We start from the raw sequence: 26751 nt of genomic DNA on the forward strand, positions 1-26751 counted from the left end.
TAAAACTTCTGTTTTAAATAAAATTACTATTAATAATTAATAAATACGTCATTACTATAGAATTTTACTATAATGGCGTAATTTATTCCATTTATTCTGAATTGAAAGAAATCTATAGTAAGACAAAGGGGTGAAATAATGACAAATTATCAACAGGAACAAAATCAAGAGGTCGGGAAAGTTGGGAAATCCGAATTATCTTTATTTGTGAAAATGATTATTTGCAGTTTCATTGGGATTTTTAGTTTCTTTGTATCATTTGAATGGAATGGTAAGAAAACGATTTTAGTCGACCACGTTGTGAATGCGGTTTCTACTTACACACCAGCATTAGTGAACGGCTATGTCTTAATTTTACTTGTGCTTGGCGCGTTCTATCCATTTATCACGAAGAAATGGAAAACTTCAACTGTAACGATGGTGCTATCTATTTTTAAAATCGGTGGACTTGTGGCGGGTGTCATGCTTATTTTTGGTTTCGGCCCGGCTTGGCTATTTAATCCAGATATCGGTCCATTTTTATTAGAGAAATTAATTAAGCCAGTTGGTTTAGTTATTCCGATTGGATCTGTCTTTTTAGCCCTACTTGTTTGTTATGGATTGCTTGAGTTTATAGGGGTACTCATGCAACCAATTATGAAGCCTGTTTTTAGAACACCGGGTCGCTCGGCAGTAGATGCGGTTGCTTCATTTGTAGGAAGTTATTCAGTGGGCTTAATTTTAACGAACCGTGTGTATAAGGAAGGAAAATATACAGCGCGTGAAGCGGCCATTATTGCAACAGGCTTCTCCACGGTATCGGCAACATTTATGGTCGTTGTCGCGAAAACATTAGATTTAATGGAGCATTGGAATACATTTTTCTGGGTAACGCTCGTTGTGACGTTTATCGTAACGGCTATTACAGCACGTATTTATCCGTTAAACAAAATTAAAGATGACTATTATGAAGATGCGACACCACAGCCAGAAAAAGTGGTGAAAAAGGATCGTCTGAAAACGGCTTGGACAGAAGCGGTGGAAGCAGCAGGCGCTACTCCATCATTAGGGAAGAACTTATATATTCATTTAAAAGATGGCTTTATTATGGCAATGGGTGTCATTCCTTCTATTCTATCAATTGGATTACTAGGTTTGGTCCTTGCTACGTATACGCCATTATTTGATTGGTTAGCGTATATTTTTGCGCCATTTACTTATTTATTGCAAGTTCCAGAGCCAATGTTAGCAGCGAAAGCAATGTCCGTGTCAATTGCTGAAATGTTTTTACCAGCAGTAATTGTAGTGGGTGCGGATATGGTGACGAAATTTATTATTGCAGTTATTTCGATTTCAGCTATTTTATTCTTCTCTGCGGTAATACCGGTCATTTTATCAACAGATATTCCGTTAACGATTCGCCAAATGATCATCATTTGGTTCCAGCGAGTTGTCTTAACACTTATCATCGTAACACCAATCGCGTTTTTCTTATTTTAATTAAAACAACATCACGTAATACGTCTAAGGAAAACTACCAAATAGGCGTAATAAACTAGTAACTTTAAAGGAGAGATTTATTATGGTATTTAAAACAAACATTCGTGCACCAAGAGGTAATGAATTAACATGCAAAGGGTGGACACAAGAAGCAGCGATGCGCATGTTGATGAACAACTTAGATCCGGAAGTTGCAGAAAATCCAGATGAGTTAGTTGTTTATGGCGGTATTGGTAAGGCGGCACGTGATTGGGAAAGCTTCGATAAAATGATTGATACATTAAAAGTATTAGAAAATGACGAAACAATGCTTGTGCAATCAGGTAAGCCAGTTGCGGTATTTAAAACGCATGAAAATGCACCACGTGTACTAATTGCGAACTCAAATTTAGTACCTGCATGGGCGAATTGGGATCATTTCTATGAATTAGAAGAGCGTAACTTAATGATGTACGGTCAAATGACGGCAGGCTCTTGGATTTATATCGGGGCACAAGGAATTTTACAAGGGACGTATTTAAGCTTTGTTGAAGCAGGGAAAAAGAAGTTTGGTACACCTGATTTACGTGGGAAGTTCATTTTAACAGGTGGTATGGGCGGTATGAGTGGTGCACAACCACTAGCTGGAAAAATGGCGGGCGCGGTTATTTTAGTTGTAGAAGTAGATCGTACACGCATCGAACGTAAAATTAAAGAAGGTTATTGTGACTATCTTGTTGAAACAGTGGATGAGGCGATTGCACTTGTGAATAAGCTAACTGCTGCGAATGAACCGGCTTCAATTGGAGTAGTAGGAAACTGTGCAGATGTAAACCGCGAATTATTAAACCGTGGCATCATTCCGGATTTCGTAACGGACCAAACTTCTGCGCATGATCCTGTTAATGGTTATGTTCCAAATGGCATGACGTTGGAAGAAGCGTTAAAACTGCGCAAATCAGATGTGAAAACATATGAGCGTCTTGCAAAAGAAACGATGGCAGAACATGTTCGCACAATGCTTGAATTCCAAGAAGCAGGCGCTGAAACATTCGATTACGGCAATAACATCCGTGCTTACGCAAAAGAAATGGGCGTAGAAAATGCCTTTGATTTCCCAGGTTTCGTCCCAGCTTATATTCGTCCGTTGTTCTGTGAAGGAAAAGGACCATTCCGCTGGGCAGCATTATCGGGAGACCCTGAGGATATTTACAAAACAGATAAACTTGCACAAGAAATGTTTGCGCATGATGAAGGTTTAGTAAATTGGATTGATATGGCGCAAAAAATGGTGAAATGGCAAGGTTTACCGGCACGTATTTGCTGGTTAGGTTATGGCGATCGTCATCGTTTCGCATTAAAAGTAAATGAAATGGTTGCAAATGGCGAATTAAAGGCACCAATTGTTTTCGGTCGTGACCATTTAGATTCAGGTTCAGTAGCATCACCAAACCGTGAAACAGAAGCGATGATGGACGGTTCAGATGCAGTATCAGATTGGCCGTTATTAAACGCTTTAGTCAATACAGCAGGTGGCGCAAGCTGGGTAAGCTTACATCATGGTGGCGGTGTAGGAATGGGTTATTCTCAGCACGCAGGCCAAGTGTTAGTAGCAGACGGCACACAATTAGCAGCAGATAAAATTAATCGCGTATTAGTAGCAGATCCAGGAATGGGCGTTGTACGTCACGCGGATGCAGGCTATGAAATCGCAATTCGTACAGCAAAAGAAAAAGGCGTTAATATGCCAATGTTAAAAGGGTGATAAACTGTGGCAATTTTAATTAAAAATGCAAATGAAGTTATTACGATGCAGTCGGATGTAAAAGGTCCTCGTCGCCAAGAACAGATGAGTGAACTTGGATTGCAAAAAGATGTTTGTGTGCTTTTAGATGGCGAGCAAATCATGATGGTTGCACGGCTTGAAGAGCTTGAAGCAGCATTTCCGCACTTAGTACAAAGTGCGGAAGTGATTGATGCAGCCGGGAAAATTGTTATGCCTGGATTTGTAGATTGCCATACACATTTAGTGCATGGTGGAACGCGTGAGCATGAGTTGAATATGCGTCTTTCTGGAAAAACGTATATGGAAATAATGAATGCAGGTGGTGGCATTCATTACACGACAACAAAAACACGTGAAGCAAGCTTTGATGAACTATATGACAAAACGTACAATCATTTAAATGACTTTTTACGCTATGGCATTACAACGGTCGAGGCGAAATCGGGCTACGGTCTTGATTGGGAAACAGAAAAAAGACAATTAGAAGTAGCGAAGAAATTGCAAGAAACACATGCAGTAGATATTGTTTCGACATTTATGGGTGCTCATGCAGTGCCAGCTGGGTATAAAGGGAACGAGGAGGCATTTGTTGAGCTAGTCATCAATGACATGCTTCCAAAAGTGGCTGAACTTGGTTTGGCAGAATTTAATGATGTGTTTTGTGAGAAAGGTGTCTTTACGCCAGAGCAATCACGCCGTGTTTTAGAAGCGGGTAAAGCTTACGGGTTAACACCAAAAATTCACGCGGATGAAATTGAACCATATGAAGGCGCGGAATTAGCTGCCGAAGTAGGTGCTATTTCAGCGGAGCATTTACTCGTTGCTTCAGATGAAGGCATTGAGGCGATGGCAAAAGCCGGAACGATTGCCGTGCTATTACCGGGAACAGCCTTTTTCTTACGCGCACCTTATGCAAGAGGTCGCTTAATGGTGGACAGTGGTGTACCCGTTGCCATTTCGACAGATTTTAATCCGGGCTCATCTCCTACAATTAGCTTGCCATTCGTACAAAATTTAGCATGCATGAATATGGGCATGACGATGGAAGAAGTGCTTTGTGCGACAACGGTCAACTCTGCGTATGCGATTAATCGCGGTGAGGAAATCGGCACGCTAGAAAATGGGAAAAAAGCGGACGTACTTATTTTAAATGTACCGAACTATAAGCAATTACAATATTTCTATGGCATGAATCATACGGATACCGTGATTAAAGCCGGGAAAGTCGTTGTGCAAGGTGGAAGTTTGGTGTAAGAAGTAATTTAGAAGCGTAATCTCTTCAATGAGGTTGCGCTTTTTATTTATGGAGAATTCAGGGATTGTTTGTACAATTTTTTCAGGTAATGCCATAATTGATATAAGAAAAATAAAGAGAAGGATGTGAATTCAATGATTGAAGTAAAAGGTCAGTATACGGATGCTGTCATTTATACGAATAACCCACAAGAAGCTGCCATTGTGCAAATTAAGGAGTTGGTCAATCAGTCCTTTATGCAGGGAGCCAAGGTGCGTATTATGCCGGATTACCATGCTGGAAAAGGCTGTGTTATTGGTACGACGATTGCATTGAATGATCGTGTTGTCCCGAATTTAGTTGGTGTGGATGTTGGTTGTGGTGTACTCGTTTCAGAAATTGGGAAGGGTAAGATTGATTTTAATCAATTAGATGAAACAATTCGACGCTTTGTTCCGAGTGGTAATGCGATTCATGACAATGTGGATAATACGAATGTAACGGAAATATATACAAATGAAGCATTTATTGCGCGCGGCTTGCAAGATGATTATACGAATCGTTCGCTTGGTACGCTAGGTGGGGGGAATCATTTTATCGAACTCGCACAAGACGATACGGGTATGCACTATTTACTCATCCATACTGGCTCACGTTATGTAGGGGCAAAGGTGGCAAGCTGGCATCAAAAGCGTGCATTTGAGTCATTGCAGCGTGTAGATTTAACGGAAAAGATGGATCAGTTAAAAGAACAAGGGCGTCATCAGGAAATTCAAGCGATGATCCAAGCATTTAAGTTAGAAAACCCAGTTGTGCCGAAAGATTTAGCTTACTTAGAAGGTGATTTGTTTACGGATTATATTGCTGATATGAAACTAGCCCAGCAATTTGCGCGTGATAATCGTAAAGTCATTGCACAAATCATTGCAGCACATATGAAATGGGAATACCGTTCACAGTTTGATTCGGTGCATAACTATATTGATACCGATTCGATGATTTTACGTAAAGGGGCTGTCCGCGCGGCAAAGGGTGAGCAGTTAGTCATTCCGATGAATATGCGTGATGGCTCATTAATTTGTGTAGGGAAAGGTAATGCAGAGTGGAATGAATCCGCACCACACGGAGCAGGTCGAATTTATTCACGCACAGCCGCGATGAAAAATTTATCAATGGATGATTTCACCGAAACGATGAGCGGTATTTGGACGACTTCGGTATCAGAGGAAACACTAGATGAAGCACCAATGGCATACAAGCCGATGCAGGAAATTGTGGATCAGATTGGCGAAACAGTAGACATCCAAAAGCATGTTACACCGGTCTATAATTTTAAGGCGAGTGATAAGTGGGTGAGATAGACATGTACACAGGCAGTGGGGAGATGCCTGTGTGTTTTTTATTTGTGCAAAGGTACAACACCGAAGCCTGTTTCGAAGTTATTTATAAGCTTGCGATATATCTTGTTGTAAAATAAAAAGCAGAATGAGTTCATTTTACTCATTCTGCAACTTTATAATCTTCTTTTAATATTAGTGGGTATCTCCCGCTTCTGTTAACGATAAAGTCTTCGTTTCTGGTGCCCATGCTACGGAAACGATTAAACCAACAATTAAAATACCAGTTAAGCATAGCATTGTGTTTTGAACACCTAAGTTTGCCATACTCATAGGAAGTATGAAAGTACTTGCAGCTGAACCAAGTCTACTAATAGAAGTTGCAAGACCTATACCAGAAGAACGAATATCCGTAGGGAAACTTTCGGCTGGAAATACGCCTACTAAGTTACTTACAGCGGATAATATTAATGTGAAAACAGAGAATGCAATAATCATTAATACTGTTGAATTACTAGGTAAAATACTTAATAATCCAAGTGAAATAATTAGTACAACAAATGAAGAAATTAGGAATCCACGTCGTGTGAATTTAATTGTGAACCAAATACCTAGTACAGCGCCGATAATTAATAAACCATTTAATAATAAATCAACGCCAAAGCCTTGCTGCAAACCAAATTCATCTAAAATAATTGGTAGGAATGTGTAAATTGCGAAATAAGGCATAACTAAGCATACCCAGAAAATACAGTTAAATAACGTACGTTTAATCATATCTTTATGGAAAAGTGCCATAAAGCCTTTAGATTCTTGCGTTTGCTCTTGTTCAATCGGATCTTCTAAAATTACATTTGGACCAAAATGTTTTTGAATGACTTGTAGAGCTTCTTCATGTCGTCCTTTACTAGCCAGCCATCTAGGCGACTCAGGTGAACCGATTCGTGCGAATAAAATGATTACCGCTGGAATTGCTGATGAAGCAAGCATCCATTTCCAAGCGTCTGGAGAAAGACTAGTAGCATAAATCCCAATAATATTTGCAGCTACGTATCCAAATGTCCAAATCATACTAAATGATCCTAATAAAGGACCACGGTGCTTACGTGGGGAAACTTCTGCTAGTAATGCGTGCCCAACACTATAGTCCCCACCTAACCCAATACCTATTAAAATACGATAAAATACTAATTCTGCTGGCGTTTCAGCGAAAAACTGTAAAACTGATGCAACCGTAATCAAAATAAAGCTAAGGACAAATATTTTTTGTCTACCAACTCGGTCAGAAACCCAACCTAAAACAAGGCTACCTAAGAAAAGACCAAATAACGCTGAGCTACCAATTAAGCCTACCCAAAATGTAGACAATCCCATTTGAGGTGTCAAAAGAGTAAGTGCGAATCCAACAATACCTAAAATATAACCATCTGTGAAATGGGCACCGAAAGTAAGACCGGCAATTTTAATATGGAATTTATTTAGTGGAACATCATCAAGCTTGATTTTATTTGTTTGGTTAATAGTTGTAGAACCCATTGAACGATCATCCTCCATCCTTTTGCGGTTAATAATATCTAATTGAGTGTAGAGGGAAGATATTAATTTTGTTCTTATTGTGAACAGAAACTTCATAATGCGAATATTTAAAATATAATAAAGGTTCACAAGATTGTCAATTAGTTTTTTGAAAGCGCTATCTAAATTGAGGGATAGTGAGAGATAAAAGGGTGGTGGCTCAAAACTAGGATTGGTCAATCTATGTTAAAAATGGAAAAATGCCGAAACGTTTAATTATCAACGTTTCGGCATTTTAAATTTGACCGTATTTTATTTTGAAAAGGATAGTAGACCAGTTTTTTTCTAAAAAAATGTTAAAGATAAAAAATTAAATTAAGTCTTGTTCAATTTCACTGGCAGCTTGGAGTAAAAAATCTTTTAGTTTCATTAACTCTTCTTTAGGTAACCTAAAGCTAGGTCCTCCGATTGTAATAAATGCTACTAGATTTTGGTTTTTATCAAATAATGGTACGGACATTGCATTTTCATTTTCCTGATATTCCTCGAGTGATATACCTACTTTATTTTGACGAGTCCAATTTAACTCTTCAATTAGCTGTACCTTCATTTTATTAGTAAGTGTAACTTCTTCCGTTAACTCCTTATTCAAGTAGTGTTCTAGCTCAACTTCTGTAAATTCACTTAACAATAATTTTCCGTTCGAAGTGCAATAGTAATATTGAATTGGTGTAGCAGTATTTGTATAGTCAGCCAGTCGTACGCTATGCGATGGGTCTAGTTGATCGATAGCATAGATTCCATCGATTTTTGGGACGCTTAAAATAACTGTTTCATCAATCATATCCCTTAATTTTTCTAAAGTCTTCCTTGCCCGTTGAATTAATGGCGTATTTGGGTCATTTTGCTTTGCCAATCGATAAAATAAAAAACCGAGTCGATAGCCATTTGTTAGAGGGTCTTTTTCGATTAAGCTTTGATTTTCTAAACTACCTATTAAGCGCCATACAGTTGTTCGGTTTAATCCGCTAATTGTTACTAAATCTTTTAAAAGAACTGGGGATTTACTTTCACCTATAAGTTTTAATAGCATGAGAGCTCGATCGACTGCCTGAACAGTAGAGCTATCTTTAACATTTTTATTTAACGATAAATTATTTTTATTCATGGTTTCATTATACATATTTCATTTTGAAACATCTACCTACGAAGTTTAGAATTTGAATTGTTTTAAACAATCGAAATATATTGACTTTTAAAAAATGCAATAATATACTTTTATTAATGTTCTTAATATGAATATTACGTTCATAATGTGAACTTTCGACGGTGTAGAGGCTGTTGTCTGTTTACAAAAAGGAAGCGAATTTTTATGCGAATTGAGAAGGACGATTTCGGAACAGTACAGATTGATGATGATGTTCTATATGGAATACAAACTATTCGTACAAAAGAGAATTTAACTTTCTCAAAGAATATACTAAGCGAATATAAGGAGTATATAAGGAGTTTAGTATATGTAAAGAAAGCAACAGCGTTAGCAAACTTTGAAGATAATGTAATTTCAAGAATAGTTAAAGAGAAAATAGTAGATGCTTGCGATACGTTATTGCAAGGGCAACATTTGGAGCAGTTTGTTGTTGATGTTTATCATGGTGGCGGTGGGATTGGCATTAATATGAACATCAATGAAGTCATTGCGAATTTATGCAATGAGGCAAAAGGTATTTATTCTATTGTTCATCCTATAGATCACGTGAATGCATCGCAATCTACATCAGATGTATGTCATACGGCTATTCGTTTAGCTATTAATGAAGCGTATGAGAAATTGGCTGCTGAAACGGCTGATTTGATTGCTACGATGAATCGGAAAACGAACGAATTTATGCCGATTGCAACGATTTCACGAACTTGCTTACAAGATGCTTCTCGTATGCAATTAGGTGAAAAATTTAGCGGTTTTGAATCTGTGATAAAAAGAAGGCATAAAAAATTAACTGATGCAGTGGAAGAGTTATTAACAATAAATTTAGGTGGTACTGTTATCGGAAAAGGTGAGGGAGCAAGTACGCTGTACAAAAAAATTATTATTCAGAAGCTAAAAGAAGTGACGGAACTTCCGGTTAGCAGAAGGGAAAATTTATTTGATGCAGCGCAAAATATTGATGATTTAGTAGATGTTTCAAAGCAGCTTAGCTTATTTGCAAGCGCTTTGTTAAAAATCGCTAAAGATTTACGTTTGCTTTCTTCCGGTCCTGAAGCAGGTTTTGCTGAAATTTTGTTGCCAGCAATTCAGGCGGGGTCATCATTTTATCCAGGAAAAGTTAACCCTGTTATTCCTGAAACTGTCATCCAATGCTGTGCAGAAATTATCGGTATTGAGAGAGTTATTCAAGCGACATTTGAGCATGGTGATTTAGATTTAAATGTATTTGAAAACTTTGCGGGGATTCATCTATTAGATGGAATCTATATGCTGACCAAATGTATTCATAATTTTAGAAAACAATGTTTTGAAGGAATCATTGCGAATGAAGCAAGATGTGACACACTTGCAAACTCGCGAATCCCTCAAATTTGTGATTTGAAAGAAAAGTTTGGCTACAGTGAAACGATACGATTGCTGAATGAGCAAGGAATTAATGAGGAGGAAAAGTAATGACACAGAAAAACTTTGAAGGAATTGAACAACCAAAATTACAATGGGCAGAAGAGTGGCTAAAAGAAACGAAAAAAAGTTATATCAATGGAGAATGGATGGACGGAAGTAAAACCATTGAATCGATTAACCCAGCAAATGGGAAAGTATTAGGTGATTTTTTCTGTGCTACAAAAGAGGATGTTGACAAAGCTGTAGTAGCAGCGAAAGAAGGTTTAAAAAACGAAGCTTGGAAAAATGTGAGCAATAAAGAGCGAGGGCGTATCCTTCGTAAAATTGCAGCTTTAATTACAGAGCATCATGCAGAACTTGCAACGTTAGAGGCACTGGATAACGGTAAGCTTTATTCAGAAGCATTTAATGATGATGTGCAAGAAGCGCACGATTTATTTGAATATTACTCGGGCTGGACAGATAAGTATTATGGTGAAAATAATCCCGTTGATGGTAATTTCTTAAGTGTGACAACACGTGATCCAATTGGTGTTTGTGGTCAAATTGTGCCGTTTAATTTCCCAATTCAAATGGCGGTACTAAAAATGGCACCTGCATTAGCAACGGGGAACACAGTAGTTTTGAAGCCAGCCGATAAAACTTCTTTCTCGGTTGTTCGTTTATTCGAAATTATTGATGAGGCGAATGTATTACCGAAAGGCGTAATAAATTTAGTGTTAGGTAATGGGGAAGTTGGGGCTTATATTAGTAAACATATGGGCATTGATAAACTTTCATTTACAGGTAGTACAAAAATCGGTAAACAGCTTGTGCATGACTCGGCGGATAGTAATTTAAAGCCTGTAACATTAGAACTAGGTGGAAAATCACCAAATATTATTTTTGATGATGTCAAAGATTTAGATGCAGCGATTGATCGTTCATTTATTGGTTTATTCACACATAAAGCGGAAAAATGCTCATCTCCAACGCGATTATTCGTTCAAAATTCGATTTACGATACGGTTGTAGGGAAATTAGCGGAGATGGCAAAGAATTATAAATGTGGCGATCCTTTTGATCCAACGAGTGATCAAGGTGCACAGGCATCAAAAGAGCATATGGAATCGATTTTAGCATATATCGAAAGCGGTAAGGAACAAGGAGCTCGTATTGTTGCAGGTGGTGAGCGTGATGTAACAGGTACGAATGCAGACGGTTACTTTGTAAAACCGACTATTTTTGCTGATGTCAAAAATACAATGAAAATTGCACAGGAAGAAATTTTTGGCCCTGTACTTTGTGTAATTCCATTTGAAACAGAAGAAGAAGTTATCGAAATGGCCAATGATACTATTTACGGATTGGCAGCGGGCTTATGGACAGGAGATACATCTCGTGCACATCGTGTAGCAAATCAATTAGATGCAGGCATGATATTCGTGAATCGTTACGGATGCTATGACTTTGCAAGTCCATTTGGAGGCGTAAAGCAAAGTGGTTGGGGGAGAGAGTATGCCGTTCATTCATTATCTGCCTTTACAAAACAACGAGCAATTTGGTTTGCTTACTAATTAAAAGATTACAACAATAAGGGGAATTAATTATGAAAATGCAAGCTGCTGTTATGACAGAAATCAATAAACCATTATCTATTTTAGAAGTAGAATTAGCTGAACCGAAGCATAATGAAGTACTAGTGAAAATAGCGGCTACGGGTGTTTGCCATAGTGATTTAAATGCTGTAGAAGATAAAACGACACCAACGCCAACAATTTTAGGTCATGAGGGGGCCGGTATTGTTGAAAAGGTAGGGTCAAGTGTAACGAATGTAAAAGTGGGCGATAAAGTAGCGTTAAGCTGGGTTCCATATTGTGGTACGTGTGAGTTTTGTGTTACAGGCAAAGTTCATTTATGCGAATCAGCTTTCGGTCCAATGTTTACAGGTACATTATTAGACGATACAACACGCTTAAGTTTAGAGGGAGAAAAAGTATATCACAACTCATTATTATCGACGTTTGCTGAATATGCTGTTGTGCCAGAAATGTCTTGTGTGAAAATACCTGATGAGATGCCATTAGCACAAGCATCATTAATTGGTTGTGGAGTTGCAACAGGATACGGTGCTGCTGTAAATGCAGCTGGTGTAAAGCCCGGTTCAACGGTAGCGATTTTTGGTATAGGTGGCGTGGGTGTCAATGCAATTCAAGGAGCGGCTATTGCAGGTGCAGGGAAAATTATTGCCATTGATGTTAAGGATGCAAATTTAGAAATTGCTAAAGAGTTTGGTGCAACACATACGATTAACTCTAGAACAGAAGATTTAAAAGAAATTATTAAAGAGATTACAAATAGCGTAGGTGTACATTATGCAATTGATTGCTCAGGGCATACAATTTGTACGGAAAGCGCGTGGGAAATCACACGTAAAGGTGGCACAATTGTTGTTGTCGGTGCGTTCAATCCAGAACAAAAATTAAGCTTACCTGCAGGTGGATTCCACCGAGTAGGGAAAGTATTAAAAGGAAGTTTCTACGGTGATACACAACCTTTCCGTGACTTCCCAATGATTGCTCAGCTATATTTAGATGGGAAATTTAAGCTAGATGAACTGATTTTAGAACGAATTAAATTAGAAGATATTAATAAAGCATTTGATTCATTCCACGATGCTTGTTGTGTAAATGTTGGTCGTGCAGTTATAGAATTCGAATAAATCTATATATCTAGTAACTAGATAAAGGAATGGTGACAACAATGAGGGTAGAAAAGGACTTTTTAGGAGAGATGGAGATTAGTTCGAATGTGTACTATGGCATTCAAACGATGAGATCAATCGAAAACTTCCCGATTTCAGGCAGGTCAATTGAAAGCTATCCTTATTTAATTACGTCATTAGCTTATATAAAAAAAGCGGCGGCGCTATCCAACTTTGAACTCGGAGGACTCACAGCTTCAGTTAAAGATGCTATTGTTATGGCAGTAGATGAAATAATAGATGGCAAGTTTAAAAGTCAATTTCCAGTTGATATTTATCAAGGTGGCGGTGGTTTATCCACGAATATGAATATGAATGAAGTCATTGCGAATCGCGCCAATGAACTTCTTACTGGGAAGAAAGGATATACGCATGTTCACCCAAATATACATGTAAACATGTCTCAATCTACTAACGATGTATTGCCTAGTGCGATGGGAATGTCCTTATTTTACCATATTGGAGATTTAATTAGCTGTTTAACACAGTTTAAGGAAACGCTTCATCAAAAAGAAGAAGAATTTCAGCTGGTAGTTAAAGTTTCAAGAACATGTTTGCAAGATGCGCTACCAATTACATTTGGTCAGCAGTTTAGCGCATACCGCTCGTTTATTAGTAGACAAATAAATGAATTAAATAGGTTGCAAGAAGATTGTTTACAACTTGTCATTGGCGCGACGGCTGTAGGAACAGGATTGGGTTCGCCAGTTGGCTATGTAGATGTAATGTATCTTCATCTTTCAGAAGTATCGGGTTTAAATGTAGCTAAAGTCGACAATTATTTTGACGGTCTACAGCATACAGACGGGTACGTTCGAATTTCAGGCTGTTTAAAAGGCTTATGCACAGGGCTCTCAAAAATGGCGAGTGATATTAGATTACTTGCCTCGGGTCCACTAGCTGGGCTAGGTGAAATTGAAATACCTTCCGTTCAACCTGGATCATCGATTATGCCTGGAAAAATTAATCCATGCATACCTGAAATGATGATGCAAGTTTGTTTTGATATTTACGGTATGGATCAGACGATTTCAATTGCTGCTGACCGAGGTGAGCTTGAGTTAAATATTTGGGAAGCAATTATTATGAAGAACCTCTTTGATCAATTTTCATTATTAACTGCTAGTATCCCAATCTTTCAAGAAAAATGTGTGTCTGGTATTTTAGTGAAAAAGGAAATTAACCAACATCGTGCAGAAAGCTCGTTTGCACTATCGGTTGTTATATCAAACTTATTTGGTTACGAAATTGCCAATGAAGTGGTAGCTGAAGCCCAAAAAAGAAAGCAGACAATCAAACATATTGTAGTTGAAAGAGGTTTATTAAGTGCGGAGGAAGCTGAAAAATCGCTTAATCCAATCAATTTAACAAATCGTGAGTAATAACTAAATTAATAAGGTTACTACCAAAAGTCATTGAACTGACTTTTGGAAGTAACCTTGTTTTAATTTCAAAAATAAGAACAAAAAGTCGTCCATTTTTGTAAAGTGATGTTGTCATAATATCATTTGCAGAGAGGACGATTTGTTTTTCTTGTACTGTAGGAAAAACCCTCCATCTCCTATATAAGCCACTTTATTATGGGATTCAAATTATCATTGATTTACGCAAACAGCTTATTTCCTTCATACTATTACTTATCTAACTTATACAATTCAATTGCTGTTGTTGCATCAATATCTTGCTCAAATAGAAGGTGCCGACTATAAACTTCTTTAAAATCAAGGGACTCTTCCAAATCGTCGACTAGCTCAAAAATATCTAGAATTTTAGCAAGTTGAACTGTAGTTGAGCCCCCTTCTCCATTTAAATATGTGTCTGCAGGGAATTTTTTATATATTAATTCATTGATTTCATCTAAATTTTCCGCACGTACTAAAATAATTCTTTCTTCAAATATCTTTTCCGAGCTTAAATTAGGAGAAACGAAAGATTCAAATAACAACTTGACAGAATAAACACCATACATAAATATCACCCCTATTCAATGATAATAGTTTGAGTGAATAATCCATCTTCCACATTTGTATTTAACGTGACATTCGGATAATTATTCAGGATACTTTTAACAGTGCTTAACCCTTTTCCACGATTTTGCCCCTTTGTAGAAAAGTTCTCTGTAAATATTTGCTCGATATTGACCGGTTCATCGACCACCGTATTTTCAATAATAATCATTAAGGAATCCGGAGTACTTTTAAAAAACGCGAGGCCAATTTCCTTTTGAGAATCAGTATGAGCAATCGCTTCAATCGCGTTATCAAAAAAGATGCCTAAAATTCGAGCAAAATCAATAATATTCATATTGATGTCATCAATTTCATCAGCTATTTCAAGGTCAACTAATATCCCTTCTTTTTCAGCTTGCAACGTCTTCGTTAAAATTAACCCTTTAATTCCTGTAATGTGTAACTTGGATATGTTCGCGAGCTGCTCATTTCTTTTTAATGTATCTTCTTCAGCTGTGAAAATATGCTTCTTGAAATATTTCTTTAATCCTTCAAAATCATCTAGCTCTATGTATCCCTGCATCGTAAATAAAATGTTTGCATGGTCATGACGAAACTTTTGCATTTCATGGTTAATTAGCTCCATTGAATGCATATAGTCTGTAAATTGTTCAGTTTCGAACTTGATCTTTTGGATGTTATTTTCTTTTTTAATATTTTTAGTTGTAAAGTAAAGAACGAACAACATAATTGTGAAATAAAGGAACTGTGAGACGATGTTAAATTTTAATAGACTATCTTGTGAAAAATATTCGGATAAGTAAAGATTAATATAGAAAGTGCTCATCGTCACAAATGCTATAAAGATAATCAGTAAATAGGGACTCTTATTTTTGCCTAACACTATGTAAGTCCGTCTTGTTAATAAACGATAAGCGACAGTACTTATTATAAATAAAATAATAAATATAAAATATTGTTCGAGAATGCTTGGTAGGAAATTATAAGGAAAGACATTCATTGCATATTGTGAAACATTATCTGTTATTACACCAATAATCACAACGAAACATAGATGGATAAGCGTAACATACCTTTTCGTTAACCAATAAAAGTAAAGGAAGAAACTTATAATGATAAAAATAATCCCTTGCCACTGACCAATCCAAAGGAAAATAAGAACCGGGCAAATAACCGCTAAAGCATAAACTAAAATATGCTTATGGTTAATTTTTAGTTGTGCTATAAAGGTTATTGCCCAAAATATTAAAACAAACTCAATAATTAGAAATAAAAGCTTCATGTGATGCTCCGCCTTAAGTTATTCTTTTGATGCAAATGGATGATTTTCTAGCAATACATTTGGAACCTTTTTTTCATGGAATATTGTTGTACATCCTGTAACTGTTGCAGAGCCACCTACTGCCACTACAACTGCCGCCATTCTTGATACAAAAAATGTAAAGTTACTTAATTTCTTCTCTTTTTTCATTTTCAAATCTCTCCTTTAATGTTTGTACAATTAACATGATTACTTCTATAAATATACCATAAGCAATGAAGGCTTTTATTTCTAATGAACTAAAGTAAAACACCACAATTATGAGTAGTAATCGAATCGTTATTTTTTTACGTAAATAACTTCGGTGTTTTTGATTAATGATCGGTTGGTTTACTGTTCCTTTTGGTGCAAGTATAAAGATAACTGCCACAAGGATACTAGTGCCTATATATAAATAGATTACTGGGAATTTTATATTTAAATGAGCTAAATAATAAGCTGCTCCAGGAAATGTAATCGCACTCCAAATAAGACAAGTATATAGACGATTGAAGTGGTAGCCTAAGCATACTTGTCGTAAAAGAAAGAATGTAATATGAATAATTAAAGTTGGAACAATACAATTTAATAAAAAGGCTATTATATAGATGAATAGTAACTTGTAAAATTCAGATAGAACAATTTGAACGCCAAATTTTAATTTCTCCCGTTCAAGAACTGAATAATGTTCTTGATTTAAAAAATTAAAAAGGGTGGTTTCTAGTCTATTCATCCTACATTCCTCCATCTGTAATAGTAGTTTGTGAACAATTATATATCCAAAAAAATACTTTAACTAGTACAATTATATCATAACGTGTCCGTTAGCGTTCATTTTATTTTAGATAGACACCATATATATTGGTGAAACCCTATTATAAATAGTGAAATGATTTCGCTCCTCAACCCGTTATAGTTAGTGAAGGGGGGAAGATGATGGACGATCAAGCAGTTATAAAAAAAGTATTAGCAGGGGACAAAAATGCTTTTGCGACAATTATTCAAACATATAAAAATTCACTTTATGCCACGATTTTACGCATGACATATGATGCGCAGCTTGCTCAAGACCTTGTACAAGAAGCATTTATTAAAATTTATGAGCAGCTACCAAACTATAAGGCAACGGGCTCATTTAAAAGCTGGCTGTACCGCGTAGCCATTAATCATTGTGTTGATGAGTTGCGAAAAAAGCAGTACCAATATAAAAATGAACCAATTGAAGATGAGCAACTCGTTGAAAAAAATCATCCTGAAGTGGTGTATTTGAAGAGGGAAAGGGAGCGGCAATTAGAGCGATTGTTGAGCCAATTACCCGAACAAGAGCGAATGATTTTGTTATTACGCTATAACAATGAGTGTAGCTATGAAGAAATTAGTGAGTTGTTGGATATTTCGGTATCAGATGTGCGCAATAAATTACATCGTTCAAAGAAAAAAATGCGGCAGCAAGTAAAAGAGGGAGGCGAGTATTATGAATTGTCCGTGCGTGGATAAGCTATCACAATATGTGGATCGATTATTAAATGAAGAGGAACAGCAAAACATTGAAGAACACTTAAAACAATGTGTGAGCTGTCAGCAAATTGTTGCGTTATTTGAAGGCGAAGAACAATTTCTAAAAGAAACGCTTCAAGCACCAACATTACCAGATGATTTTGAAGCGCAAATATTAGCGCAGGTGAAGCCGTATAAGAAAAAGCGTGCCTTTTGGAAAGTCAGCTCAGGTGTTGCGGCGGCAGCTGTTTTGTCCGTTGGTATTTTAACAGCAGTCAGTCCGAGTTTTGCGCAATTAATTACGAGTTTCTTTTCAACAGAACAAGTAGATTCAGGCTTTCATGAGGCAGAAACGCTTGGTTTTGTTGAGGAAGTGAATTATGAAGTGACGGACAATGGGCTAACTGTTCGGATTGACGAGGTGATGGCAGATACAACACGAATCGCCTTCACGTACCAAATCATCGATAAAAATGGCAAGGTGAAAAATCCTCATATTGAAAATTGGAATGAAAAAAACAACATGAAATTTATGAATAAAGCGAATGAAGAATTGGCACAAGAAGATTATGGTTCATGGCACTACAAAGAAGGGGATATCGGCTTTTTTGAATTGAGAACACCGAATGTTACAGAGGACGTACTATTAAAATGGCAAATTCGAGACATTTATGGCAAAGAAGGAAATTGGGATATGGACATTCCGATTCCAATCGAAAAGGCACTAGCTTCTATGACAGTACTGGATTTACAAAACGCGACGTTTACACAGCAAAATGTAAGCATCACATTTGAAGAAGCACGATTTTCGCCATCAGCAATGGAAATAAGCTATACAACCGCCTTTACAGAGCCTTTAAAAGAAACGAAATTATCGGCAAAAGAACATGGACAACCAAAAGTAGATGTGGCTTATACAATTGAAGATGAAAATGGGACGCTACTTGCAACGAATTTCCCATATAGTTTTTATTTTGATAGCGGTCAAGGAGCGATTTCAGGGCTTGGTTCCACTTCAGATGATCAGCAACAATTTAGCCATAAGGAAATGTTTACCCCGATAAAAGCAGAAAAACCATCGATTGTTGTTGCAGGTTTTTTAAATCATGAAATAGTTGAGGAATCTGTAAAGTTCCGTCCTGATGATTTAAAAAATAGGAAGAAAGACAAACCATTGCTTGTATTTAACGGTGAGCCGATAACGATAAAGTCTATGCAGCAAATGACGAATACAGGTTTGAAAATGGAATGGCCATTTTTACAGCGAGAGCGTTATATGGAAATTTCGATTGATTATGACAGAGAGAAAATAAAAGAGGAATTGGATAGCTGGGTTTTAGAGGATTCTAAAGGTGAGTTGTATACGGTTTATAATAATGGAGACCGTTTGCTTGTGTATGGATTGGATTCTTTAGACGAGGAATTTACGCTTCACTTGACGAAAGTTGTGAAGTTTAATCCGTTGGAAGAATCTTGGCGTATTCCACTTTATGAATGAAAAGGACATAGCTCTCAAAAGACGAGAGCTATGTTTTTTAACCTAAATTAATAAGCACTCCAACCCGCGTCAGCCGCCAAGACAACACCGTTAATATACGATGCTTCTTCACTTGCTAAAAATAATGCGATATTTGCAATTTCGATTGGTTCAGCAGCACGATTCATTAATTGTACACCGCGTGTTGCTTGTTTTAAACCGAACATATCATAACCATCCATTGATTGTGTTAAGCCTGTATTTACTTGTGCTGGTGCAATCGCATTGGCGCGAATACCGTACTCTCCATAATGAGAGGCGATATTTTTCGTCATACCGGTTACTGCATGTTTTGCCGCAGTATACGTTAAGCCACCACGCCCGCCCGTAACGCCAGCCATTGAAGAAAGGTTGATGATAACACCTGATTTTTGCTCCATAAAGATTGGTAATACTTTGCGAGAGCCACGCATAACACCACCGACGTTAATATCCATTACACGGTTCCAAACTGCATCATCCACATTATGTGCTGCCTGCATCATATCTAAAACACCTGCACAGTTGACTAAAATGTCGATACGACCGAAAGTTGCAACCGTTTCATCAACCATTTTTTGTACATCTTCTTCTACTGCTACATTTACTTTCACACCATGCGCTTCGAAGCCGTTCGCTTTAAACTCTGCAACTGTTGCTTTTAAAGCTTCCTCATTGAAGTCTGCAAGTACAACTTTTGCTCCTTCTTCTGTATAACGAGTGGCAATTTGTTTGCCGATCCCGTTTGCACCGCCTGTAATTAATGCTACTTTATTATCTAATCTTCCCAAAGGAAACCCTCCTAAATTAAAAAAACGTAATAATTTGAATATATAATCAATTTTAACACTTCAATATTAGTTTACAAGTGAACTAATGAATAATCTTAACTATGAATATGAACAATTTTAGTCATATATCCAAAATACATCTTTGTTGTGCAAGGGCTTTCATTGTATTTGTTTCGAGAACGCTTCAAAATGAAAGGAGCAGGGGGGATGTAACATGAACATACAAGAACTAAAATCATTTTTAGCTTTATATAAAAAAGAAACACAGCAAACAGAAAAGTGGCTAGAACTTCGCCTTATTGAAGCGGAAGACGCACAATTCAGCTTTACAACAGAGGAGTTAACATTCGGTGCGCGTGTTGCTTGGCGCAATAGTAATAAATGCATTGGCCGATTATTTTGGAATAGTTTAACGGTGCTGGATCAGCGGCATTTATTGGATGAGAAAGCTATTTTTAAAGCGCTGCTCGAGCATATTGCGTTTGCAACGAATGACGGGAAAATTCGTCCAGTCATTTCAATCTTTGCGCATAAGCGTGTACATATTTGGAATCATCAGCTTATTCGCTATGCGGGCTATGAAACGGCAGAAGGAGTAATCGGTGATTCGGATTCACTCGCTTTTACAAAAACATGTGAAGCACTCGGTTGGCGCGGCGCACGAACGAATTATGATGTGCTACCACTCGTCATTCAAGTAGATGATCGACCACCGAAGTTTATTGAAATTCCGAAAGCTTACGTTGTCGAAGTTCAAATTGAGCATCCAAATTATGATTTTTCAAGCTTGCAAATGAAGTGGTATGCTGTTCCGATTATTTCAAGTATGCGCTTTAATATTGGTGGAATTGACTTTCAAGCAGCGCCGTTTAATGGCTGGTATATGGGGACGGAAATTGGCGCTCGTAATTTAGCGGATGAAGCGCGCTATCATTACTTGCCCAAAGTCGCACAGCAAATGGGGATTGAAACGACTTTGAATGCATCACTTTGGAAGGACCGTGCACTTGTCGAATTAAATATCGCAGTGTTGCATTCCTATAAAAAAGCAGGTGTCAGTATTGTTGATCATCATACCGCGGCACAACAGTTTGAATTGTTTCAAAAGCAGGAGCAAAAAGAACAGCGTGAAATAACGGGGAACTGGACGTGGCTCATTCCACCACTGTCACCTGCAACGACGTCTATTTATCATCAACCGATTTTGAATAAAACGAAGAAGCCGAATTATTTTTATCAGCCGCTACCTTATAAATAAAAATCACCCTCATTCATTTGGCATGGAATGAGGGTGAAATACGTCGTTATTTATTCAAAATAATATCAATCAATTCATCACGATCAATTAAATAAACATCATTAATATCAGCCAGTTTTTTTGCCTGCTTTGTAAAATGACTATTCGTCACGACCCAAGCTTCAGTCGCATCATACATTTTGACCGCGCCGATAATTTCTTGAACCGCTTTTACACCTACAGAACTAGAATAGCGCTTTGCCTGTACAGCAATAACATCTTCGCCATCCTTTAAAATAAGGTCAGCACCGTAATCACCACTTGTTGCTGTGTAGCGCACTTTAAAGCCGCGGCGTTTAAATAGCTCACCTAAAAAGCGTTCGAAGTCCTGCCCGCTCATCACATCAACTTCACGAATACCGGATTTACGTAGTTTTGCTGTTTTGCGAGATTTCCACCAAATTTTAAACGCGATTAATAATACAAAGTAAAGAACAATCCCCATGCCGACACCTTGTAATGTTTCGTTAAAATACCAGCCGGCTGCACCTGCTAGGACGATCATGACCAATGTGAAATTAGGCATTTTTTTCTTTCTTCGTCGATTTCGTTTCCTCAATTTCTATGTACTCCTTTAAGTTACAATGTTCTTCGTAACTAAAGTATATCACAAATGGGTACATACGTTTGCATTAGACGAATTGTTTTTTCGCACTTATAAAGGCAACGATAAATAACAATGCGGATGTGATTAAAAATAACAAAATCGGGATTGTCCAACTATTCGTCGCATCATGAACAAAGCCGAATAAAACAGGTCCAATTGCTGCAACCAAATAGCCGACAGACTGTGCAAAGCCCGATAAGTCTGCCGCTTCGAAGGCAGTTTCTGTACGTAATGTGAAAAACATAAGGACAAGTCCAAATGAAGAACCGCCTGCAAAACCTAAAAACACCATCCATAAAACAGCTAAGCTTGTCCATTCCATAAATACACCCGTAAACCCGATGACATAACACAACGTAAAGAAAAGCACGATTGGACGTTGTGATGAAAGTTTTCCGGCAATAATCGGAATGATAAATGTGAGTGGAATTTGCGCAAGTTGCATAATAGAGCCCATCCAACCAGCATCTTGTGCAGCCATCCCTTGACTTATAAAGATATCCGGTAGCCAAGCGCTTGAGCTATAGAAAATGAATGATTGTAAGCCCATCGTTGCGGCAATTGCCCATGCAAGAGGGGATTTCCACATTTTCTTTTTCGGTGCGTTAGAGCTTGCAAAGTTCATCTCTACTTTTTTATCCTTCAATAAAGGCAACCAAAATACTAAAGTTAATATGCCTAAAATAAGTGAAAAACCTAGTGCCAATTGCCAGCCATAATTCGATGCGATTGGGTAGCTAATTCCTGCTGCAAGTCCGGCAGAAATGTTCATCGAAACAGAATAAATTCCCGTTAATAATCCAATATGAAGTGGGAATTTTAGCTTGAAATAACTAGGGATGAGTACGTTTCCGAAAGCGATCGCAACCCCAATCAAAATTGTCCCTAAAATCAGTAATGCAGTCGAACCAACTGAACGGAGCAAAATACCTGCACATAAAATGATAACCGAATAAAACAGTGTCCATTCCATGCCTAATTTTCTAGCGATACGTGCTGCAAACGGCGATATAACCGCAAAAGCAAGCAAAGGAATTGTCGTTAAAAAGCCAGCTAGGACGTTAGAAATACCAAGTCCATCTCGTATAAAAGATATGATCGGTCCAACAACCGTTAAAGGTGTTCGAAGTGTTGTCGCAAATAAAATAATCGCCAATGTAAATAGCCAAATGGATTTATTGGATGATAAGTTTTTGCTTGTGTATGTAACTAGTTTGGAATCCATTTTCCACGCCCCTTTTTTAAATAAGAACTATTATATCAGATGTTAATAATTGTTCGAATTATCCTAAAAAATAGAATAATTCAAATCGGTTGCTATCAAAAAATTGGTATGCTAGAATTTGAACCATTATTGAAATTAAATATTACATTACCTCATGTCAAAGTGAGGTAGAGGTCGCAAGCATTAAGAATAGTATAGCGGAGATTGAGAAAATCGGTGAAACTATATGAAAGGAATGATTGCCGAAGTGTCATTTCAATTCTCAAAAAATGACGCTGGGGCTGTCTCCGAAAGGAACAGAACTGTCACATGTGTAAGCGTGTGTTGAGCTATCTTTCAAGTTTGTCTGGTGTTAAATAAAACCGTCACAAAAACTTGTGGCGGTTTTTTATCTTCATTTAACTTTGGACGCAATTACGCCGAGGCGTAATTGATTAAAAGGTTGTCCAAACTATAAGTATGATGAGATTTAACACGATGCAAATGAAATAAAAAGGAGAATTTTCCATGAGTGAAATAAAAATCGATCAACTTGGTAATAAAAATCAATTAAAAAGAAGCCTGAAAAGTCGCCACATTACGATGATTTCTTTAGGTGGAACAATTGGAACAGGACTTTTCCTAGCATCGGGTGGAGCAATCGCACAAGCAGGTCCAGGTGGGGCATTGCTTGCTTACGCGTTAATCGGTGTGATGGTGTACTTCTTAATGACGAGCTTAGGGGAAATGGCGGCGTATATGCCTACATCCGGTTCGTTCAGTACGTACGCAACGAAATTTGTCGACCCAGCACTAGGCTTTGCACTAGGCTGGAACTACTGGTACAACTGGGCCATTACGATTGCAGCTGAAATTGCAGCGGTATCGTTAATTATGAAATATTGGTTCCCAAATAGTTCGTCGTTTACATGGACAATTTTATTTATTGTTGTTGTTTTATCGTTTAACTTACTTTCGGTTAAAGCGTACGGTGAAAGTGAATATTGGTTTGCGATGATTAAAGTTGTAACAGTGATTGTATTCATTATTGTCAGCTTCCTTATGATTTTTGGGATTTTAGGTGGCAATGATCCAGTAGGCTTCAAAAACTTCTTTGTTGGAGATGCACCGTTTAATGGCGGATTCCTAGCAATGTTCGGTATTTTCTTAGCAGCAGGTTTCTCGTTCCAAGGGACGGAGATGCTCGGAGTAACTGCTGGTGAAACAGACGACCCAGGAAAAAATATTCCAAAGGCAGTGCGTTCGGTATTCTGGCGTATTTTACTGTTTTATATTTTTGCAATTGGTGCAATTGGTTTGTTAATTCCGTACACAGATTCACGTTTACTATCAGAAGATATTGCAACAAGTCCGTTTACATTAGTATTTGAAAACTTAGGCTTTGCATTCGCGGCTTCTGTGATGAATGCAATTATTTTAACAGCGATGCTATCTGCCGGAAACTCAGGTTTATATGCAGCAAGCCGTATGTTATTCCAATTAGCAGTCGATGGCAAAGCACCAAAGTTTTTTGCGAAAGTGAATACGCGCGGCATCCCAGTATACGCGTTAATCGCAACAATGGCTGTAGGTTGTGTATCATTTTTAGCTTCATTCTTCGGTGATGGTGTCGTTTATATTTGGTTATTAAACGCATCAGGGCTATCCGGATTTATTGCATGGCTAGGAATTGCGATAAGTCATTACCGATTCCGCCGAGCGTATGTTGCGCAAGGGCGTTCACTAAGTGATTTACCATATGTATCTAAATTCTTCCCATTTGGTCCATTATTCGCATTTGCACTATGTACGCTTGTTATTTTAGGACAAAACTACATGGCGTTCATGGGGGGCACAATTGACTGGTATGGCGTTTTAGTATCATATATTGGCATCCCTTTATTCGTAGCACTGTGGGTAGGTTATAAATGGAAACATAAAACGAAAGTCGTGCCATTAATGGATTGCGATTTAACAAATAAGTACTAAATCAGAAGCAAAATCTCATTTATTTGAGGTTTTGCTTTTTTTATTCTGTTTGTGCCAAAAGTTATATTGAGATGGTATGATTAGAATATAATGAAGGAACGAAACATAGCGATATCACTCGCTATTAATGATAAAGGAAATTGAAGGAAGTGATGAAAGGTGACAGTTTCAAAAGGGTTTTATAAAAAGATTTACAATTGGCTAATGGATGTAGAAAAAAATGAAGTCCGATACCGCCCATTTATAATGGATGGAAATCCTTATAAATCACGTGTTTTTTTAGTCGGATCAAATGCGATACCATTTTTTATGGTGGAGCAAGGTGATGAGAAATCATTTGCAGATGCATTACTAAATCAAGACTTACTGGAAGACTTATATGATCGTGACATACATGATGCGCCGCGTGAATTTAAAGGATCTTTACATTTTGCGAAATGGCTACAAAAGGAATTCAATGAAACGACTGTTTATACTTCTTTGAATGCATTCCAAGTGGAAACTGCCGATGAATTAAAGAAAGTAAAAAAAGAAAATCCACAAGCCTTTGCACGCGGGCAAGTTATTTTTGACGAAGTATTCAATGAGTTTCAACCAGAAATTATTATTCTTCAAGGGACAGCTGCATTGAATCAATTTAAAGAGATGTATGCCGAACGTTTAGTAATTTATAATTCTACAATAACAAAAGTGCAGCAATTAGAAGTAGAAGGACCATTTGCAGAAATGCTTGATCAAAACGGCAAAAAGGTGTATATTTTCGCAACACGTAGCATGTCTTATTTCGGAAAAGACGGTTTAAAGTTTGGAGATTTTAAAAACAAAATCCGCGAATTTCTAGAAAATTAAAGCGAAATCCGAACATTGAACTATCTATTTGTATGGAAAACACCAAATTTCCGAATAATAAGAATAATTCTTTTATTTTAGATTTATTGCTTTTCCAAAATGAGATGATTATAATTGGAACATTCACATGACTTACTTAAATCAAATTAAATAACTTTACTCATATAATAGCGGGGATAAGGCTTGCGAGTTTCTACCGATTTACCATAAATAAATCGACTATGGGTGAAGCATGATTAACGAATGAATTGTCCAATTATTCACTTAGAATCATTGTGCGATTCATCTGTTATTTCTTTTGAACTTTACTCAGAAGACTTGCTCCACTCTAAACAAGTGGACAGGTTTACTGAGTTTTTTTGTAATTGGAAAATGTTTTGAAAATAAAAGGAGGACTTTATTATTATGCAACGCTTAAAAGAAAAGATTGAACAAGAAGGACAAGTACTATCGGATGTTGTCTTAAAAGTAGATTCATTTTTAAATCACCAAATCGACCCACTTTTAATGAAGGAAGTAGGGGAAGAGTTTGCAAATCGTTATGCGGATCAAGTCATTACAAAAGTATTAACGATTGAGTCTTCTGGTATCGCACCAGCGACATTTTTAGGATTAACATTAGGCGCACCAGTTGTATTTGCTCGTAAACGCAAATCACTAACGCTTACAGATAATTTATATACATCGAAAGTACATTCATTTACTAAGAACGAAACGAATGAGATTTCGGTTTCACAAAAGTTTTTATCAGCAGATGATAATGTCATCATTATTGACGATTTCTTAGCAAATGGCGAGGCGTTAAAAGGTTTAGTAGACATAGCGAACCAAGCTGGAGCAACAATTGTTGGTGCAGGAATTGTTATTGAAAAAGGATTCCAAGATGGTGGCAAGATTTTACGTGAGCAAGGATTACGTATCGAATCATTAGCGAATATTAAATCATTAGCAAATGGTAAGGTAGAGTTTTTCGACTAAATGAATTGATCTTCACTTGCTAAAGCAAGTGAAAGCCTCCGGCGGATGTCACAGATTTTTAGAGGA

23 protein-coding genes and 2 riboswitches are annotated in these 26751 nt (G+C 37.3%); of the genes, 14 read left to right on the forward strand and 9 right to left on the reverse strand.

Translation table 11 applies throughout. The features are described from left to right. Positions 1-138 precede the first annotated feature (138 nt). The 4 genes from MHI10_RS01615 (at position 139) to MHI10_RS01630 (ending at position 5839) form a co-directional block, all read left to right on the forward strand. Complete coding sequence (locus MHI10_RS01615) at positions 139-1479, forward strand: YjiH family protein (protein ID WP_340782347.1); 1341 nt, start codon at positions 139-141, stop codon at positions 1477-1479. A gap of 82 nt (positions 1480-1561) precedes the next feature. Continuing rightward, positions 1562-3223, forward strand: a complete 1662-nt coding sequence (gene hutU, locus MHI10_RS01620; RefSeq protein WP_340782348.1) for a urocanate hydratase — start codon at positions 1562-1564, stop codon at positions 3221-3223. A 45-nt stretch (positions 3224-3268) separates the two neighbouring features. Next, entirely contained in the window at positions 3269-4498 is a 1230-nt protein-coding gene (hutI, locus tag MHI10_RS01625; RefSeq protein ID WP_340789111.1) for an imidazolonepropionase, read from the forward strand. Positions 4499-4633: 135 nt separating this feature from the next. After that, the gene (locus MHI10_RS01630; RefSeq protein WP_340782349.1) at positions 4634-5839 is read left to right on the forward strand and encodes an RtcB family protein; all 1206 of its coding nucleotides are present in this window, start codon (positions 4634-4636) and stop codon (positions 5837-5839) included. A 171-nt stretch (positions 5840-6010) separates the two neighbouring features. Here MHI10_RS01630 and MHI10_RS01635 read toward each other — a convergent pair whose 3' ends face one another. Together MHI10_RS01635 and MHI10_RS01640 are read right to left on the reverse strand one after the other, a co-directional pair. Then, a complete protein-coding gene (locus MHI10_RS01635) occupies positions 6011-7447 on the reverse strand; it encodes an MFS transporter (protein WP_340789112.1) in 1437 nt (478 codons plus the stop codon). Between the two features lie 253 nt (positions 7448-7700). Further along, positions 7701-8498, reverse strand: coding sequence for an IclR family transcriptional regulator (locus MHI10_RS01640; RefSeq protein ID WP_340782350.1), 798 nt, complete (start codon positions 8496-8498; stop codon positions 7701-7703). A 204-nt stretch (positions 8499-8702) separates the two neighbouring features. On the opposite strand from MHI10_RS01640, the gene MHI10_RS01645 reads away from it, so the two are divergent. Genes MHI10_RS01645 through MHI10_RS01660 form a run of 4 tightly spaced genes read left to right on the forward strand, consistent with a single transcriptional unit; the run spans position 8703 to position 14069 of the window. Then, complete coding sequence (locus MHI10_RS01645) at positions 8703-9992, forward strand: lyase family protein (protein WP_340782352.1); 1290 nt, start codon at positions 8703-8705, stop codon at positions 9990-9992. Continuing rightward, positions 9992-11500 carry an aldehyde dehydrogenase family protein gene (locus MHI10_RS01650; protein ID WP_340782355.1) on the forward strand — a complete coding sequence of 503 codons (1509 nt, stop codon included), beginning with the start codon at positions 9992-9994 and terminating at the stop codon, positions 11498-11500. Before MHI10_RS01645 ends, MHI10_RS01650 begins: the two co-directional genes overlap by 1 nt. Positions 11501-11532: 32 nt before the next feature. Then, positions 11533-12645, forward strand: a complete 1113-nt coding sequence (locus MHI10_RS01655) for a Zn-dependent alcohol dehydrogenase (RefSeq protein ID WP_340782357.1) — start codon at positions 11533-11535, stop codon at positions 12643-12645. A 41-nt stretch (positions 12646-12686) separates the two neighbouring features. Next, on the forward strand, positions 12687-14069 hold the full coding sequence (locus tag MHI10_RS01660; RefSeq protein ID WP_340782359.1) for an aspartate ammonia-lyase: 1383 nt from the start codon (positions 12687-12689) through the stop codon (positions 14067-14069). Positions 14070-14320: 251 nt separating this feature from the next. On the opposite strand, the gene MHI10_RS01665 is transcribed toward MHI10_RS01660, so the two are convergent. The 4 genes from MHI10_RS01665 to MHI10_RS01680 are packed head-to-tail and all read right to left on the reverse strand — an operon-like array spanning position 14321 to position 16690. Next, on the reverse strand, positions 14321-14656 hold the full coding sequence (locus MHI10_RS01665; protein ID WP_340782360.1) for a DUF4288 domain-containing protein: 336 nt from the start codon (positions 14654-14656) through the stop codon (positions 14321-14323). An 11-nt stretch (positions 14657-14667) separates the two neighbouring features. Next, entirely contained in the window at positions 14668-15939 is a 1272-nt protein-coding gene (locus MHI10_RS01670) for a sensor histidine kinase (protein ID WP_340782361.1), read from the reverse strand. An 18-nt stretch (positions 15940-15957) separates the two neighbouring features. Beyond that, positions 15958-16128 carry a hypothetical protein gene (locus MHI10_RS01675; protein WP_340782362.1) on the reverse strand — a complete coding sequence of 57 codons (171 nt, stop codon included), beginning with the start codon at positions 16126-16128 and terminating at the stop codon, positions 15958-15960. Next, on the reverse strand, positions 16103-16690 hold the full coding sequence (locus MHI10_RS01680; protein WP_340782363.1) for an accessory gene regulator ArgB-like protein: 588 nt from the start codon (positions 16688-16690) through the stop codon (positions 16103-16105). The genes MHI10_RS01675 and MHI10_RS01680 overlap by 26 nt, the downstream gene beginning before the upstream one ends. Before the next feature lie 203 nt (positions 16691-16893). Here MHI10_RS01680 and MHI10_RS01685 point away from each other — a divergent pair, with 203 nt between their 5' ends. Continuing rightward, positions 16894-17454, forward strand: coding sequence for an RNA polymerase sigma factor (locus MHI10_RS01685; protein ID WP_340782365.1), 561 nt, complete (start codon positions 16894-16896; stop codon positions 17452-17454). After that, complete coding sequence (locus MHI10_RS01690) at positions 17432-18952, forward strand: DUF4179 domain-containing protein (protein WP_340782366.1); 1521 nt, start codon at positions 17432-17434, stop codon at positions 18950-18952. The genes MHI10_RS01685 and MHI10_RS01690 overlap by 23 nt, the downstream gene beginning before the upstream one ends. A 47-nt stretch (positions 18953-18999) precedes the next feature. On the opposite strand, the gene MHI10_RS01695 is transcribed toward MHI10_RS01690, so the two are convergent. Beyond that, entirely contained in the window at positions 19000-19761 is a 762-nt protein-coding gene (locus MHI10_RS01695) for a glucose 1-dehydrogenase (RefSeq protein ID WP_340782367.1), read from the reverse strand. Between the two features lie 214 nt (positions 19762-19975). On the opposite strand from MHI10_RS01695, the gene MHI10_RS01700 reads away from it, so the two are divergent. Further along, entirely contained in the window at positions 19976-21019 is a 1044-nt protein-coding gene (locus tag MHI10_RS01700; RefSeq protein ID WP_340782369.1) for a nitric oxide synthase oxygenase, read from the forward strand. Between the two features lie 46 nt (positions 21020-21065). On the opposite strand, the gene MHI10_RS01705 is transcribed toward MHI10_RS01700, so the two are convergent. After that, entirely contained in the window at positions 21066-21617 is a 552-nt protein-coding gene (locus tag MHI10_RS01705) for a restriction endonuclease (protein ID WP_340782370.1), read from the reverse strand. A 73-nt stretch (positions 21618-21690) separates the two neighbouring features. Next, the gene (locus MHI10_RS01710; RefSeq protein ID WP_340782372.1) at positions 21691-22890 is read right to left on the reverse strand and encodes a CynX/NimT family MFS transporter; all 1200 of its coding nucleotides are present in this window, start codon (positions 22888-22890) and stop codon (positions 21691-21693) included. A 160-nt stretch (positions 22891-23050) separates the two neighbouring features. After that, a riboswitch (Lysine riboswitch) is annotated at positions 23051-23230 on the forward strand. A gap of 167 nt (positions 23231-23397) precedes the next feature. Between MHI10_RS01710 and MHI10_RS01715 the strand changes: the two genes are divergently transcribed. The 3 genes from MHI10_RS01715 (at position 23398) to MHI10_RS01725 (ending at position 26685) form a co-directional block, all read left to right on the forward strand. After that, entirely contained in the window at positions 23398-24858 is a 1461-nt protein-coding gene (locus MHI10_RS01715) for an amino acid permease (RefSeq protein WP_340782373.1), read from the forward strand. A gap of 159 nt (positions 24859-25017) precedes the next feature. Further along, positions 25018-25707 carry an RNA 2'-phosphotransferase gene (locus tag MHI10_RS01720; protein ID WP_340782374.1) on the forward strand — a complete coding sequence of 230 codons (690 nt, stop codon included), beginning with the start codon at positions 25018-25020 and terminating at the stop codon, positions 25705-25707. Positions 25708-25847: 140 nt separating this feature from the next. Then, a riboswitch (purine riboswitch) is annotated at positions 25848-25949 on the forward strand. Positions 25950-26112: 163 nt separating this feature from the next. After that, positions 26113-26685, forward strand: a complete 573-nt coding sequence (locus MHI10_RS01725; RefSeq protein ID WP_340782375.1) for a xanthine phosphoribosyltransferase — start codon at positions 26113-26115, stop codon at positions 26683-26685. The last annotated feature ends 66 nt before the right edge of the window (positions 26686-26751 follow it).

Origin of the sequence: Solibacillus sp. FSL K6-1523, from assembly GCF_038005225.1 — a bacterium.
GTDB lineage: Bacteria > Bacillota > Bacilli > Bacillales_A > Planococcaceae > Solibacillus.